We start from the raw sequence: 15,306 nt of genomic DNA on the forward strand, positions 1-15,306 counted from the left end.
GACGACGCGCGCCTGGGCCAGCGGTCAGGCGGGGGTGGCCAGCGCCGCCGCCGCGCTCATCACCCGGTTGCGCCCGCTGCGCTTGGCGGCGTACAGCGCCTGGTCGGCGGCGCCCGTCAGGTGTGCGGGCGTGGCCTGTCCCGGCGCCAGTTCCGCCACGCCCAGCGACACGGTCACCTGCCCCAGATTGATGCCCGCATGGCTGAGGTTCAGGGCGGCCACGGCGGCGCGCACCCGCTCGGCCAGGGCTTCGGCTCCGCCCAGGTCCGTCTCAGGCAGCAGCAGGGCAAACTCCTCGCCGCCGGGGCGCGCGGGCGTACTGCCTACCGGCGCGTGGTCCCGCAGCACCGCGCTGACCCGCACCAGCGCCGCGTCTCCGGCCTCGTGGCCAAAGGTGTCGTTCAGGCGCTTGAAGTGGTCAATATCCAGCGCCAGCAGGCTCAGGGGCTGGCCGCCGCTCTGGGCCAGGGCGACGTGGTGCGAGAGCTGGTCTTCCAGCTGGCGGCGGTTGAACAGCCCGGTCAGCGGATCGCGGATGGACTGCTGGAGCAGGCGGTCTTGCAGGCGCAGGCTGGCCAGGGCCAGGGCCACCTGCCGGGCCACGCCGGGCAGCAGCTGCCGGGTTTCAGCGCTCAGGGCCTGACCATCCAGACTGTCCACCCGCAGCAGCCCCAGCGTTTCGCCGTGAGAAAACAGCGGCAGGCACACATATTGCCCGCCCGCCACTGGGCAACCCGGCGAGAACTCCCGGGCCTCGGGGGTTTGCATCTCGCCGCGCCGCAGCGCCCAGCAGTGGTCGGAGGGCATGGGGGCCGCGACCTCGGCGCCCCAGGTCATGACCGGCACCAGCAGATTCCGGGACGCATTGTGGTGTGACAAGGTGCCACGTGTGCCGGGCAGCAGCGCTGGCAGAGCGCGTTCCAGAATGCGCGCGCCTTCGTCCAGACTCCGGGCAGCTTGCAGGGCGTCACTCAGGTCGCCCAGACGGCGCATCCAGTCGTTGCGCCCGGTCAGCTGCGCGGCCCCTGCTTCAGCGGCCTGGCGCGCGGCATGGAGGCGCCCGCCCATGTCGTTGAAAGTGCGGGCCAGGGTCCGTAGCTCAGCGGGGCCGCGCTCGGGCACGGTGATCTGCTCGGCGCCACTGGTCACGCGCTGCGCCCCGCCCGTCAGGGCCTGAAGGTGCCGTACCAGAACGTTCGCACCGGCCAGCGTGCTGATAAAGCTCAGTAGCAGCAGCAGACCCGCCGAACTGTACAGCGTCCAGCGCAAGGTCCGCAGTTGCCGCACAGCCTCGGCTTCATAGCGGCGCAGGCTGTCGGTCTGGCTGGCATTCAGGGCCGCCACCTCGCGGCGCACCGTGTCCAGCAGCCGTTTGCCCCGCTGACTTTTCACCAGTGCCTGGGCGGCGGCGGCGCTGCGCTGCCGGGCCTCAATTTCAGGCGCCCCCACGTCCTGCTGCCAGCGGGTAACCAGCGCCTCAATGCGGGCCAGCGAGGCTGTGCGGTTGGCCTGCACCGTGACGCCCAACGAGGGGTCAGCAAACAGCTGCCGCAGGGCCGCAAAATCGCCGGGCAGCGCCGCCACTGCTTCCCGGTAGGGCTCCAGAAAGACAGGGTCGCCCGCCACCACATAACCGCGCACACCGGTTTCCATATCCAGGGTGTGCAGCAGCAGCGTGTTGATTCCTTCCAGCTGCGCGCGGGTTTGCGAGGCCTGCGCGGTGGCCTTCACACGGGCGTCCAGGGCGCCCAGCACACAGGCAAACGCCAGCAGCAGACACGCCCACAAAGGGATCTGATACACGAACAGCAGGCGGCGCAGCCTCATGAGGAAAGGGTAGAAGCTTGCCTCTCTCAAAGCTCTTAATCAGAGGTGACGCGACCATGTTGTAAAGGCCAGGTGCGTTTATGCAGAGCTTTCTGCGCTGGCGTTTACTACCAGAAGACTGAGGTAAGAGTAAAGGTCTTCCTCAGAGACACGAGAAATACGGCTCTTAGACTGGCCATCAGTTCCTCGTCTAAATCTCATAGCTTCTCATCAGGTCGTCAGCACCCTATCTGCTCCTCTTCTTTCCGTTTTGCGTCTTCAGGAGGCCAGGCTGTATGTCCGTTCACTCTTTCTTTCCAGAAGGTGTCATCCGGTGCAGGGAGAACGGCATCCCTGCTGGACCCGGAGTCACGGTGTCTGGGCGACCTTTTGCCCGGTCGCCCACGAGCTAGACCCTGGCCTGCGCCTCTGACGCAGAGTCTAAGCTCCAGGCGCAATTCCCCAGCTGTGCTGCACCACCTTTCAGGCTCTGTTTGGTCCTTTGACCCAGGCAGTTCACCTGGCCCTGACATGACCCTGGCTAGCCCAGAAGAGTTATGGAAGGAGTACGCATGAACCGATTAACGACACTTGCCCTGACGGCGCTGCTGAGTCTCTCGGCAGCCGCCCGGGCCCAGGACACGACCGAGGTGGTCATTCCCACCCCGGAAGGCGTGACCCTGACGGCCGGGGACGAGGGGAAAATTGTCATTGTCCGTGATGGGCAACTTGTTCTCATTAACGTCAGGTCTCTGCCAGCAGCCACCTTAAATGCCCTGCGCGGGCCTACTGGGCCAGCCGGGCCAGCCGGCTCGTCTGGGATTGATGGTGCCAACGGCGGGCCTGGACCGGCAGGGCCAGCCGGACCTGCTGGAGCAGCCGGCCCAACCGGGGCCAGCGGCGCGCCCGGTCCAGCTGGCCCTGCCGGTGCCACTGGTGCTCAAGGACCAGCCGGGACCCAAGGCGCCCCTGGGGCAACAGGTGCCACTGGTGCTCAAGGACCAGCCGGGACCCAAGGCGCTCCTGGGGCAACAGGTGCCACTGGTGCTCAAGGACCAGCCGGGACCCAAGGCGCTCCTGGGGCAACAGGTGCCACTGGTGCTCAGGGACCAGCCGGGACCCAAGGCGCTCCTGGGGCAACAGGTGCCACTGGTGCTCAGGGACCAGCTGGGACTCAAGGCACTCCTGGGGCAACAGGTGCCACGGGCGCTCAAGGACCACAGGGCATTCAAGGCGAGATTGGGCCAGTTGGTGCACAAGGCCCGCAGGGCCTCCAGGGCGAGGTCGGCCCCATCGGCCCACAGGGGCCCCAAGGCTTGCAAGGCGAGATCGGACCTGTCGGCCCACAAGGGCCACAGGGCGACATCGGCCCGACAGGTCCTACTGGCCCCACGGGTGACACCGGCGCCATAGGCGTCACAGGTGCGACGGGCGCCACCGGTGCTGACGGAGCCACCGGCGCAACCGGTGCCACGGGTGCAACCGGCGCAACGGGTCCACAGGGCATTCAGGGTGAGATTGGTCTACCCGGCCCACAAGGCCCGCAAGGCGAGACCGGGGCAACCGGCGCGCAAGGTCCTCAGGGCGAAATTGGGCCAGTTGGTCCACAAGGCCCGCAGGGCCTCCAGGGCGAGGTCGGCCCCATCGGCCCACAGGGACCGCAAGGCTTGCAAGGCGAGATCGGACCGGTCGGCCCACAAGGCCCACAGGGCGACATCGGCCCGACGGGTCCCACTGGCCCTACGGGTGACACCGGCGCCATAGGCGTCACAGGTGCCACGGGCGCCACCGGTGCTGACGGAGCCACCGGCGCAACTGGTGATACTGGCGCCACCGGTGCCACGGGTGCGACGGGTGAAACCGGCGCCGCAGGTGCCGACGGTGCCACTGGCGCAACTGGTGCCACGGGGGCAACCGGCGAAACGGGTCCACAGGGCATTCAGGGCGAGATTGGTCTCCCCGGCCCACAAGGCCCGCAAGGCGAGACTGGGGCAACCGGCGCGCAAGGTCCTCAGGGCGAAATTGGGCCAGTTGGTCCACAAGGCCCGCAGGGCCTCCAGGGCGAGGTCGGCCCCATCGGCCCACAGGGACCGCAAGGCTTGCAAGGCGAGATTGGACCTGTCGGCCCACAAGGCCCACAGGGCGAGACTGGAGCAACCGGCGACACGGGTGCCACAGGTGCAACTGGCGCTGATGGAGCCATTGGTGCGACGGGCGTTACCGGGGCAACCGGCGACACTGGGGCAACCGGTGCGACGGGTGACACCGGCGCCACGGGTGCGGACGGCGCGACAGGCGCTACTGGTGCCACAGGCGCAACGGGCGCTGATGGAGCCACTGGCGCGACCGGCCCAACCGGTGCCACGGGTGCTAATGGCGCGACGGGCGCTAATGGTGCGACGGGCGCAACGGGTGCGACTGGCGCGACCGGCATCGCAGGCGCAACAGGTGCGACTGGGGCAACGGGTGCAACTGGACCCACCGGTGCTAACGGTGCCACTGGAGCGACGGGCGCGACTGGGGCAACCGGTGCGACAGGTCCTACAGGCGCAACGGGAGCTCAGGGTGAAGTTGGTCTGCAAGGCCCACAAGGTCCTGCTGGGGCTGATGGTGCTCAAGGGCTACAGGGTGATCCCGGCCCCGCTGGGGCTGACGGTGCACCAGGCATTGATGGTGCTCAGGGTCCGCAAGGTCCTGCTGGAGCTGATGGTGCTCAAGGTCCCGCTGGGGCCGACGGTGCCCAGGGTCCTGCTGGAGCTGACGGTGCACCAGGCATTGATGGTGCTCAAGGTCCGCAAGGTGACCCAGGTCCTGCTGGCCCACAGGGTGATCCAGGCCCCGCTGGTCCTGTGGGTCCGCAAGGTCCACAGGGTGACCCAGGTCCCGTTGGTCCTGCCGGTCCTCCCGGACCACAAGGTCCTGAGGGTCCACAAGGCCCCGAGGGTCCTCCCGGACCTCCCGGAAACGTTATCCCTTAATCCCCTGGCTATGAAAAAGACCCCCTGTGTGGGGTCTTTTTCATAGCTGGCCCGTCCCGGCTCTCTGAACCTACGCGCTTCCCCTCGACTTCTCTTCTCCCCTTCTTTACGATGAGGTCACCCCTATGGCACAGCGCATCTGCCTGAATATGATTGTCAAGAACGAGGCCCACGTCATCCGCCGGTGTCTGGAATCGGTGCGCCCCCTCATTACCGACTGGCTGATTGTGGACACCGGCAGCACCGACGGCACCCAGGCCCTCATTCAGGACCTCATGAGCGATTTGCCGGGCGGCCTGGTCGAACGCCCCTGGGTCAACTTTGCCCACAACCGCACCGAGGCGCTGAATCTGGCCCCAGCCGATGTGGACTACCTGCTGTTTATAGATGCCGATGAAGAAATGGTGGTTAGCCCCAACTTTGAGTTGCCGCAGCTGACCGACGACGCCTACATGCTGCCGGTGCAGTTTGGTGGCACACACTACCTGCGTCTTCAGCTGGCCCGCCGCAGCCTTCCCTGGCGCTGGGAAGGCGTGCTGCACGAACATCTGGCCGGCGCCGATCCATACACACGCGGCGAACTTCAGGGGGTGTACACCGTTCCTCGACCGGAAGGCGCGCGGTCCCTTGACCCCGACAAGTACAAAAAAGACGCCCTGGTGCTGGAAGAGGCCCTAAAACAGGACCCGCGCAACAGCCGGTACGTGTTTTACCTGGCCCAGTCGTACCGGGACGCGCAGCAGCCGGAACAGGCGCTCAGCACCTACGAGCGGCGCGCCAGCATGGGCGGCTGGCCCGAGGAGGTCTGGTATTCGCAGTACCAGATGGCCCGCCTGCGCGACACCCTGGGCCGCCCCTGGCCAGAAGTGATGGCCACTTACCTGGAGGCGTACCAGACGCAGCCAGCCCGCGCCGAGACCCTGTACCGCATCGGCATGCACTACCAGCACCTCAAGGCATTTGCGACCGCCCACCTGTTCCTCTCGCAGGCGGCCACGCTGCCCGCTTTGCCCGGCTTTCTGTTTGCCGAACACGAGATCTATCAATTTCACGCCCGGCTGGAAGCGGCGGTGGCCGAGTATTACCTGGGGCGGCACGCCGACGCCCTGACCCGGTACGATGACCTGCTGGGCGACCCCAACCTCCCGCCACGAATCCAGACCCTGATTCGCCAGAACCAGGCGTTCAGTCACAAGGCGCTGGGACTGGTCCTAACCTAGCGCTGGGGTCGTGCCGCCTGCTGGGGTCTAGCAGCTGCGCCGCCCGCATCAACCTTGGCGGGCCGGGCGACCCCTCGCCCCCACTGCTCTACCTCTTGCCAGGACTAAGGAGAGTCAGCGGGTCGGGGCAGCACGGCCGCCACGCTGTGCAGGAGAGCTGTGCCCATCTCTCCGCGCTGTGGCCAGCACTCACCCTTAGAGGTCGGCCAGCGCTCTGTGCCGGCCGCTGAAGCTCCGGCTGGCCCATGCTATTTTTTCTGTGATGCGCGTACTTCATACCGCTGATTTCCATGCGGGCCGTTCTCTGCGGGGCTTTGACCGCACCCCCGAGGTCCACGAGGCGCTGATCGAGATTGCTGGCCTGGCCCGCAGCGAGCGTGCCGACGTGGTGCTGGTCTCCGGGGACCTCTTCGACACAGGCAACCCTTCTGCGGACGCGGAACATGCGGTGTTCGACTTTTTTCTGCGCCTGCGCGACGCGGGCGTTCCCAGCGTGGTCATTGCCGGGAACCATGACAGCGCCGCCCGCCTGAATTCGGTGACGGGCCTCCTGGGCTGGGTGGGCGTGCAGGTCGTGGCTCAGCCCAGCGCCAACCCGGCCGAGATGGTCCGCACAGTGCAGACGCGGGGCGGCGAGAGCCTGGTGGTGGGCGCGCTGCCCCACCTCTCCGAGCGGCGGCTGGTCAAGGCGGCCGACCTGCTGGGCGGCGACACGGGCGCCTGGCGGCAGAAATACCGCGAGGGCATGGGCTTTTTCCTGCGCCGCCTGGGCGAGGGCTTTCGGCCGGGCAGCGTGAACATGCTGATGGCCCACGCCACCCTGGACGGCGCTGTGCCCAGCGGCTCCGAGCGCACCCTGCAATTTGACCTGACCAACAGCTACACCCTGTCGGGGCTGCAGCTGCCAGCCGGAGCGCAGTATGTGGCGCTGGGCCACATCCACAAGCCGCAGCAGGTGGGCGAGGCCCCGCCCGCCTACTACTCCGGCAGCGTCATTCAGCTGGATTTTGGTGAGGGCGGCGAGAAAAAGCAGGTCAACCTGGTCGAGGTCGAGGCCGGGCGCCCGGCGCGCGTGCACGCCCTGCCGCTGGCCAGTGGCCGCGAACTGAGAACCATTCGCGTGGACCTGGCGCAGGTCGAACACCGCCTGGGCACCCTGGGCAGTTTCACTGGCCTGCTGAAGGTTGTGGTGCGGGCGCCTGCGGGCACCGCCCTGCCAGGCCTAAAAGACCGTGTGCTGAAACTGGCCCCCACCACCCTGGCTGTGGACCTGGACGCGGCCCAGGACGACCTCATGACCCCAGACCTGAAACGCGAGGGCCTGAGCCTGCTGGAACTGTACGAGCGCTACCACCGCGAGAAGCGCGGCGAGTTGCCGAGTGACCTGCGCGCCGCCTTCCGCGAGGCCGATGAAGCGGCGCTGCTGGAGGAAGCGTGAAGGGGTTGATGGTTGAAAGGAGACGGTTGATGGAGACAACACAGGACACAGGAAGCGCCGCTGCCCCTTGCGTCACCTATCAACCATCAACTCTTACCGGCCCGGAGGGCCACCCATGCGCCCGCTAACACTCGACCTCCAGGGCTTCACGGCCTTTCGGCAGCACACCTCGCTGGACCTGGGCGACCTGGAACTGTTTGCGCTGGTCGGCCCCACCGGCAGCGGCAAAAGCAGCCTGCTGGACGCCATGACCTTTGCGCTGTACGGGCAGACGGCCCGGCTGGGCGCGGCAGGGCTGGACGCGCTGATCTCTCAGGGTGAGCGGGGGCTGTCCGTCAGCCTGACGTTTGAGGTGGGGGGCGCCGTCTACCGCGCGTCACGCACCAAGGGGCGCAAGCAGGCCGAGAACGAGGTGCGCTTTGAGCGCCGGGACGAGGACGGCCGCTGGACCAACCTGTCCGACGGCGGGGCCAAGGGCATCAGTGAACGGATTCGGCGCGTGGTGGGTCTGGATTTCAAGACCTTTGCCCGCAGCGTCATGCTGCCGCAGGGCGAGTTCTCGAAGGTGCTGCACGGCACCGGCAAGGAGCGTCAGGCGCTGCTGGGCGAGCTGACCGGCCTGGACCACGTGGCCGCCATGCAGCGGGTCGCCTCTGACCGCGCCAAGGAACTGAAGCATCAGACCACCAGCCTGAATGCCGTGCTGGCTGGCGAATACGAGGGGGTGACCCTGGAAGCGGCGGCGGCTCTGCGCGCCGAGCGCGAGGCGGTGAGTTTTGAGGCCGAGCGCCTCACCGACGAGCGCGAGCGCCTGAATACCCGCCAGACCCGCCTGCGCGAGCAGGAGCGCGTGTTCCGGGCCCGCGAGGACGCCGCGCGCCGCCTTCAGGCGCTGGAGGCCCGCGCCGCCAGCGTGCAGGCCGGCGCCGAACGCGCTGGGCAGGCGCGGCGGGTGGCCGCAGTTCTGCCGCTGCTGGACGCCGCCGAACGCGCCCGCATCGCCGCCGACCGCGAGGCCAGCGAGGCCAGGGGGGCCCAAGCCGCCGCACAGGCCGCCCAGACCCGCGCCGAGCAGGCTGAAGCCGCCCTAACGGCGGCCCAGGCCCAGGACGCCCGCATTCCGGACCTAGAGGCCCGCGCCGAGACCCTGCGCGGAGCCGAAGATGACGCCGCGCGCCTGCGCCGGGCCGGCGGCACCCCGCAGACCACCCACGCTCAGCCGCTGCCCTGGGACGAGGACGCCTTCCTGATCGCCCGCGAGAGCGCCCAGAAGGCCGAAAAGAACCGTCAGGAGCGCGTGCAGCTGGAAGCCCAGCGCGCCGCCCTGCACGCCGACCGGGCCAGACAGGACCTGGAAACGGCACAGATCGGCACCCTGGAAGCCGAGCAGGGCCGCGTGGAGCGGGAGGGCAAGGCAGCCAAAGCCGAGCTGGACGTGGCTGACACGGCCCTCCGCGAGGCGCAGGTCACCGCCGGGGTGGCGGCTTACCGCACCCATCTGCACCTGGGCGAGCCGTGCCCGCTGTGTGAACAGCCCGTCATGGTCCTGCCCAAGGGTGAGGTGCCGGACCTGAGCGCCCTGGAACGTCAGGCGGCGGCCCTGCGCGCCGCCCTGGACGGCCGCCGCCTGCGCTACAAAGAGATTGGCCTGGAGCTGGGGGCCCTGCGCCGCGCCACTGAGGCCCGCGCCGCTACCCTACGCGACTGGGAGGAAGGGATAGCGGCCCGCGAAACCGACCTGCGCGCCGCCGAGGCGCTGGTGGCTGGTGACCCGGCGGCGCAGGCCGCGCGGCTCCTCGCGGGGTTAGCGGCGCGGGTACGCGCGGCGGGCCCCGACCCGGCCCGCGCCCGGCAGGCGACCCTGCACGACATCGCCGCCATTCGCCAGCAGCTCCAGGCCGCGCAGGGCGCCCTGGCACGCGCCGAGGCCGAAGCCAGCGCTGCGCAGGCCACCCTGCGCGGCGTGCAGAGCGGCGCTGCCCGCCGCGCCCAGGAAGCGGCCGAGGCCACGGCGGCCCTCGCCACCGCGCTGGCGGGCCTGGGGCTGGATGCCCCCCAGGCCCGCGCCGCCGCCCTGCCCGAAGCCGAAGTCGCCGCGCTGGAAGAAGCGGCGCGCAGCTACAGCGCCTCCCGCGCCCAGCTGCGAGAGGCAGTGGCCGACCTGGACCGCCAGCTGGGCGCCGCGCCCTTTGACCCGGCCGAGCTGAGCCAGGTGGCCCGCGACCTGACCGCCACCGACGCGGCCCTGACGGTCGCCCGTGAGCGGGCCGGTCAGCTGGCCGAACAGGAGCGGGCCCTGCGCGAGCGCCTGGAACGCAAGGCCGACATAGAGGCGCGCGCCCTGGCCGCCTCGCGCACCTTTGATACCTGGCAGACCCTGGCCGGCAGCCTCAAGGCCAACGAATTTCAGCAGTTCCTGCTGGCCGAGGTCGAGGCCCAGCTTCTTACCCGCGCGGGGCTGCTGCTGCATGACATCAGCGACGGGCGCTACCGCCTGGCCTTGCAGGGCGGCGACTACGTGGTGCAGGACCTCTGGAACGCGGGCGAGGTCCGTGGGGTCAAGACCCTGTCGGGCGGGGAGACCTTCCTGGCTTCCCTGTCACTGGCCATCGCCCTGAGTGATTACCTGGCCGGCAACAAGGTGCTGGGCGCCCTGTTTCTGGATGAGGGCTTCGGCACCCTGGACCCCCAGGCCCTTGAAGCCGTGGCCGGCGCCCTGGAAAACCTGCGCACCCAGGGGCGCATGGTGGGCGTGGTCACCCACGTCGAAAGCCTCTCCGAGCGCCTTCCCAGCCGCCTGCTGGTCACCAAGAGCGTGGCGGGCAGCAGCGTGCAGAGGCTGGAAGGGTAGCGAGTACAGCACCCACGCAGCACTGGACTACTCTCCATCTCCAGTGCTGTACGCACTTTCCGTTTTTACGCCGCTCCCTCTTCCCGGTCCACCTTGGCAAAAATCATACGGCCCACGTTGGTCTGCACATTGTTGACCACCAGCACGCGGGCGGGCTTGCCGCGGAGCTTCAGGCCGTCCTCGACCACGACCATCGTGCCGTCTTCCAGGTAGCCCACGCCCTGGCCCTGCTGCTGGCCACTTTTCGTGATGGTGACCGTCAGGTGGTCGCCCGCCTGCACCTGCGGCCGCAGCGCCACCGCCGCCTCGTGGATGGACAGGATTTCGACGCCATGCAGGCGGGCAATCTTGCCCAGGTTGCCGTCGTTCGTCACGATGCGCGCGCCTGATTCGCGGGCCAGGCGAATCAGCTTGTCGTCGGTGGTGGGCAGGTCGGTGTCCCAGTCTTCCACGCGCAGGGGGCGCAACTGGCGCAGGTCTTCCAGCACGCTCAGGCCGCGCTTGCCGCGTGTTCGTTTCTGGGGGTCTTGACTATCGGCCAGGGTCTGCAACTCGCGCAGAATGAAGCCGGGCACAATCACCTCGCCGTCCAGAAAGCCGGTGCGGGCCAGTTCCAGAATGCGGCCGTCAATAATCACGTTGCTGTCCAGCAGTTTGCCGCCCTGCTTGCGCCGCACCTGCGGAAAGGCCAGCAGCCCGAAGGCCTCGGCGTTGCGCACCGCAAATGACGTGAAAAAGACCCCCAACACCAGGGTCACCAGGACGTTCCAGACCCAGGTGTAAAACGGCAGGCTGCGCATCAGGCTGCTGAGCAGAACGCTGAGCAGCAGAGCGATAATCAGGCCAAAGGTGGCCGCCGCCACCTTGCGTGGCGAGAGGCCGTTATACCAGCGCAGAAACCGACCAGTCCCTGAAAGGATGAGAACCTCGGCGCGCGGCGCCAGCAGCAGCGCCATCAAGGTGCCGGCCAGCATCAGACTCAGGGTATTGACGGTACTCAGCTCGCCGGGTTGGCCCCCAGCCAGGGCGTGGCCCACGACATAACCCAGCAGCAGCCCCAGCAGCATAAAGGTGACCCGAACAGCAAGCACGCCCAGCAGTGTACCTGCTCCGGGTGAGGACACGGGGCGCATGAAAAGAGCCGGGCCCCCTCTCGGGTGATCCGGCTCCTCTCCTGCGCTCCGCTCAGGACTTGACGGTCCGGTAAGCCCAGCGCACCACCCGGTTGGGTTCCAGCTCAGTCAGCCAGGCCAGGGCAGCGGTCAGAGCGCCCAGGGCCGCCGCCGCCCAGAACACACCTGTCGAGGTGTCCGTCAATAGGGCGTAGGCCAGCAGCCCAAGGCCCAGACCAGCCAGGCCCAGCGGCAGGGCGACGCCACGCCAGAACAGCGGGCGGTCCCGGTAATGCAGGCGGTGGGCGCTGGCGCGGAAAGTGAACAGGGCATAGAGCGCACAGAGCGCTGACACGACAACGAGGAAGAGTTCAAGGTCCGTCATCCGGATGCAAATTGTAAGGGCAGGAGCGCTGGCCATGTAGACCTCTGATTTGAGGCTTCTCAAAGAAAGGCCACAGAAACAGAGGCGGGCGGTGGGCCATGCCACAGCATCTTTCTCAACCACAGCGCCGCAAGAAAAGAGAGCCGAGCCTGGAGGAGAGACGGCGCCGCGCCGAGCGCCATAGGTGGCGATCTGTCTCAACTCGCCGTTTTCTCACTGGCTCTCTGCTGAGCTGCTGCTGCGCGCCGGTTGAAGTCTGGTCGCTGGCCTGCTCCTGTCTCAGCCTCTACGATGGCGGGGTTTATGGCCCGCTCTGCCCCGTCTCCCCTGCCGCCCAGCCCCGACGCGCCCCTGTCCACCGCCCTGCTGACCGGACCACGGCTCTTTGCCCGGACGCTGGCGCCGACCGAGCCGCTGGCGTGGCGTTACCTGGGGGTCGTGGGCCTGGCGGCGGTGCTGTCGGGGGTGGCTTACGCCGCCCTGGTGCGCCCAGCCGTCACTCTGGCTGCCCAGGGGGCGGGCGGCACGGCGCCGCTGGCGGTGCACGCCACCAATGCGCTGGGCGGCACGTTCCTGACCATGTTCACGTTCCTGCTTCTGTGGGGCCTGGGCCGACTGGGTGCGGGCCGGGCTGGACGCCCTGCCGAGGTATACGGTGCGAGTTTCGCGCTGCTGCCACCTCTATATGTGCTGGTGACTGTCCTGGCGCTGCTGACCCCAGCCTCGGCCTGGCACCCCACGGCCGCCGCGCTGGCCGGAGCCGCCGAGGACGCGCGGCAGGTGCAGCAGCTGGCGCTGGCCGGTCTGGCCCGCACGCCCGCCGCGTTCCTGCTGCTGGCGGTCACGATGCTGGGCACCCTGGCCCAGAGTGGACTGGCGTTCGCTGCTTTCCGGGAACTCACCGGCCACACCGGGCGGGCCCTGGCGGGGGCGCTGCTGCCTCTGCTGCCCGCACTGGCGGTGGGTTTTATCGCGCTGGCCCCCCTGCTGCTGAGCCGCTAATACAGATTCCGCTGAATTGCAGCACAGCTAAAGACAGGCACCGTCTGCGCTTCCCCATCGCGAAAGCCGCATCTGTTCCTGCTCGCTCTCCTGCGGAGCTTTCCAGATCCACTCGGATTTCATCAAGCATTCTGCTCAATTCACTCGGAATCCGTAATAACACAAAGAGCCTTCGGGTGAAGGCTCCAGGGAGGTGGACGTGGTGAGGAAGGCTCAACCGCTCGCGCCTATCCATACGGCGCAGATCGTCAGAGCCTCGCGCGTCTGTCTCGCGTCCCTCGAGCAGAGAGCTGGCACTGACTGTCCTGCGCTGGCAGATTAACTTCCAGGACATTGAGGGGCGGCGCAGGGCAACGAGAGCATCAGAGGCCCGACGTGGAAGACACAGGCCAGCCTAGAACCGGCCGGGTCACAGCAGGCTCTTGCTGGGGTCCCACAGGCGCCACAGCTCGTACAGACCAATCATCAGGTGCAGCACCAGCTTGGCGGCCAGACCGGCCAGCAGCCCCACCAGCGTCCCCCAGGCAGAGCGCAGGGCGTCAGCGGGCAGCTTTTTGACCACGACCAGTTCGGCAATCAGGGCGCCCAGCAGCGGCCCCAGAATCAGGCCGAAGGGAATGATAGGCAAGATGCCCACCAGGCCGCCAATCAGGGCGCCCCACATCGCCTGCTTACTGCCACCGTACTTGCGCGCTCCCCACGCCGAAGCCACGTTGTCCACCAGCCCAATCAGGATGGTGATCGCCAGGAAGGTCAGCAGAAAGGGCAGGTCTGGCCAGAGCTGAAAGCCGTCAACCAGCGTCGCAGCCACTGACCCCAGAAAGATGATGGCCGTGGCGGGAATTACCGGAACAAAGGTGCCAATCATACCGATGACCCAGGCCACCAGGAAAACCACGAAAGCAAGACTCATACGCCTGTGCCTTACGCGGCGCGGCGCGGCAGGGTTCCCAGTGCTGACCACATATAGAAAACCCCCACCGAAGTGGGGGCGAAGTGGTTGCAGGGACAGGATTTGAACCTGCGACCTCCGGGTTATGAGCCCGACGAGCTACCAGACTGCTCTACCCTGCGTTACTCTGGTCTTGCTTTTGACGTCTGTGTCGCGGTTTCCCTGTGGGGCCGCTTTTCAGCGCTCAGGAATAGTAGCGCGACTTCTCCAGACTGTCAACTTTGTGTCACGCTGCACGCTTTTGATGTGCTGGACACGGCCCAGCCCGCTAGGCTGTAAAGGTGAGACGAGGCGACCAGGGCACCGACACGACGCCGGGCCAGCAGCCCGCGCCCATTCAGGAGCGCAAGCTGCGCCACATCGAGGCCTGCCTGCGCCCCGACAGCCAGTACGCGCTGCAGACCACAGGGCTAGAAGCGGTGCCGTGGCCCTACCGTGCCCTCCCGGAGCGCGATCTGGACGCCATCCGGCTGGACACCACTTTTTTAGGGCGGTCCCTGCGGGCACCCGTTCTGATAGGCGCCATGACTGGCGGCGCCGAGGCAGCCGGGCGCATCAACCGGCATCTGGCACAGGCGGCGCAGCGGCTGGGGCTGGGCATGATGCTGGGCTCGCAGCGCGTGATGCTGGAACGCCCTGAGGCCCGCGCCTCGTTTCTGGTGCGCGAGGTGGCCCCCGACATCCTGCTGGTGGGCAACCTGGGCGGCGCGCAGTTTCTGCTGGGGTACGGCGCCGAGCAGGCCTGCCGGGCAGTGGCTGAGGTGGGCGCTGACGCCCTGGCCATTCACGTCAACCCGCTGCAAGAAGCGCTGCAACCGGGCGGCGACACCCGCTGGTCCGGGCTGCTGGGCCGCCTGGCCGAGGTGGTGCCCACCTTGCCGTTTCCCGTGCTGCTGAAAGAGGTGGGCCACGGCCTGGATGCGCAGACGGTGGCGGCGGCCGCGCCGCTGGGCTTTGCCGCCCTGGATGTGGCCGGAGCCGGCGGCACCAGCTGGGCGCGCGTGGAGCAGCTGGTTCACCACGGCGCGGTGATCACGCCTGACCTGTGCGACCTGGGCGTGCCCACCGCCCAGGCGCTGCGAGAAGCCCGGCAGGCCGCGCCGGGGCTGCCGCTGGTGGCGTCGGGCGGCATTCGCACGGGGCTGGACGCCGCCCGCGCGCTGAGCCTGGGGGCGCAGGTGCTGGCGGTGGCCCGCCCGCTGCTGGACCCTGCCCTGCACAGCGCCGAGGCGGCCGAAGCCTGGCTGCGGCAGTTTCTGCATGAATTGCGAGTGGCGCTGTTTGTGGGTGGTTACGGGAGCGCAGCGGAATTACGCAGAACTGACGAATAACCGCGCATTGACAGGACAGCGCTCAGGTGGTGAGGTCGAGGAAGTTCAGGTTATGGGCGAGGATGCAGAGCGCCACCTTCCATCGGAGGCTGAGGGAGGTCTTGATGCGGATTCCGCTTCATTGCCGCACAGCAAAGGCAGGCCCCGTCTGCGCTTCCAGATCGCGGAATCCGCATCTGTTCCTGCTCGCGCTGCTGCGCCGCTTTCCAAATCCGCTTGGATTCCACCCGT

General features: G+C 68.0%; 10 protein-coding genes and 1 tRNA gene. 6 read left to right on the plus strand and 5 right to left on the minus strand.

Annotation, left to right across the window (positions count from 1 at the left end):
* Positions 1–24 precede the first annotated feature (24 nt).
* Positions 25–1,827: a diguanylate cyclase gene (locus GO986_RS01255; RefSeq protein ID WP_157457397.1), complete on the minus strand. Its 1,803-nt coding sequence runs from the start codon at positions 1,825–1,827 to the stop codon at positions 25–27.
* A gap of 2,445 nt (positions 1,828–4,272) precedes the next feature.
* On the opposite strand from GO986_RS01255, the gene GO986_RS23350 reads away from it, so the two are divergent.
* The 4 genes from GO986_RS23350 to GO986_RS01275 all read left to right on the plus strand — a co-directional run bounded on the left by GO986_RS23350 (position 4,273) and on the right by GO986_RS01275 (position 10,293).
* Complete coding sequence (locus GO986_RS23350; protein ID WP_304523443.1) at positions 4,273–4,830, plus strand: hypothetical protein; 558 nt, start codon at positions 4,273–4,275, stop codon at positions 4,828–4,830.
* A 79-nt stretch (positions 4,831–4,909) separates the two neighbouring features.
* On the plus strand, positions 4,910–6,004 hold the full coding sequence (locus GO986_RS01265; RefSeq protein WP_157457398.1) for a tetratricopeptide repeat-containing glycosyltransferase: 1,095 nt from the start codon (positions 4,910–4,912) through the stop codon (positions 6,002–6,004).
* 262 nt (positions 6,005–6,266) lie between these two features.
* A complete protein-coding gene (locus GO986_RS01270; protein WP_157457399.1) occupies positions 6,267–7,442 on the plus strand; it encodes a metallophosphoesterase family protein in 1,176 nt (391 codons plus the stop codon).
* A gap of 115 nt (positions 7,443–7,557) precedes the next feature.
* Complete coding sequence (locus tag GO986_RS01275) at positions 7,558–10,293, plus strand: AAA family ATPase (RefSeq protein WP_157457400.1); 2,736 nt, start codon at positions 7,558–7,560, stop codon at positions 10,291–10,293.
* A 65-nt stretch (positions 10,294–10,358) separates the two neighbouring features.
* Here GO986_RS01275 and GO986_RS01280 read toward each other — a convergent pair whose 3' ends face one another.
* Positions 10,359–11,384 (minus strand): PIN/TRAM domain-containing protein, encoded by a 1,026-nt coding sequence (locus GO986_RS01280; RefSeq protein ID WP_369409065.1) that lies wholly within the window; start codon positions 11,382–11,384, stop codon positions 10,359–10,361.
* Positions 11,385–11,478: 94 nt separating this feature from the next.
* Positions 11,479–11,790, minus strand: coding sequence for a hypothetical protein (locus GO986_RS01285; RefSeq protein ID WP_157457402.1), 312 nt, complete (start codon positions 11,788–11,790; stop codon positions 11,479–11,481).
* A gap of 303 nt (positions 11,791–12,093) precedes the next feature.
* On the opposite strand from GO986_RS01285, the gene GO986_RS01290 reads away from it, so the two are divergent.
* A complete protein-coding gene (locus GO986_RS01290; protein WP_157457403.1) occupies positions 12,094–12,792 on the plus strand; it encodes a hypothetical protein in 699 nt (232 codons plus the stop codon).
* A 409-nt stretch (positions 12,793–13,201) separates the two neighbouring features.
* Here GO986_RS01290 and GO986_RS01295 read toward each other — a convergent pair whose 3' ends face one another.
* Entirely contained in the window at positions 13,202–13,705 is a 504-nt protein-coding gene (locus GO986_RS01295) for a DUF456 domain-containing protein (RefSeq protein WP_157457404.1), read from the minus strand.
* Positions 13,706–13,789: 84 nt separating this feature from the next.
* A tRNA-Met gene (locus GO986_RS01300) sits at positions 13,790–13,866 on the minus strand.
* A gap of 159 nt (positions 13,867–14,025) precedes the next feature.
* Between GO986_RS01300 and fni the strand changes: the two genes are divergently transcribed.
* Positions 14,026–15,075: a type 2 isopentenyl-diphosphate Delta-isomerase gene (gene fni / locus GO986_RS01305; protein WP_369409066.1), complete on the plus strand. Its 1,050-nt coding sequence runs from the start codon at positions 14,026–14,028 to the stop codon at positions 15,073–15,075.
* The last annotated feature ends 231 nt before the right edge of the window (positions 15,076–15,306 follow it).

It is taken from the genome of Deinococcus arboris (assembly GCF_009755355.1).
GTDB classification, from domain to species: domain Bacteria; phylum Deinococcota; class Deinococci; order Deinococcales; family Deinococcaceae; genus Deinococcus; species Deinococcus betulae.

Excerpts from the sequence above, each read along its gene's own strand:
- GO986_RS01255 (WP_157457397.1), bottom strand. The coding sequence starts at position 1,827 with ATGAGGCTGCGCCGCCTGCTGTTCGTGTATCAGATCCCTTTGTGGGCG.
- GO986_RS01275 (WP_157457400.1), top strand. The coding sequence starts at position 7,558 with ATGCGCCCGCTAACACTCGACCTCCAGGGCTTCACGGCCTTTCGGCAG.
- GO986_RS01265 (WP_157457398.1), top strand. The coding sequence starts at position 4,910 with ATGGCACAGCGCATCTGCCTGAATATGATTGTCAAGAACGAGGCCCAC.
- GO986_RS01290 (WP_157457403.1), top strand. The coding sequence starts at position 12,094 with ATGGCCCGCTCTGCCCCGTCTCCCCTGCCGCCCAGCCCCGACGCGCCC.
- GO986_RS01270 (WP_157457399.1), top strand. The coding sequence starts at position 6,267 with ATGCGCGTACTTCATACCGCTGATTTCCATGCGGGCCGTTCTCTGCGG.
- GO986_RS01295 (WP_157457404.1), bottom strand. The coding sequence starts at position 13,705 with ATGAGTCTTGCTTTCGTGGTTTTCCTGGTGGCCTGGGTCATCGGTATG.
- GO986_RS01285 (WP_157457402.1), bottom strand. The coding sequence starts at position 11,790 with ATGACGGACCTTGAACTCTTCCTCGTTGTCGTGTCAGCGCTCTGTGCG.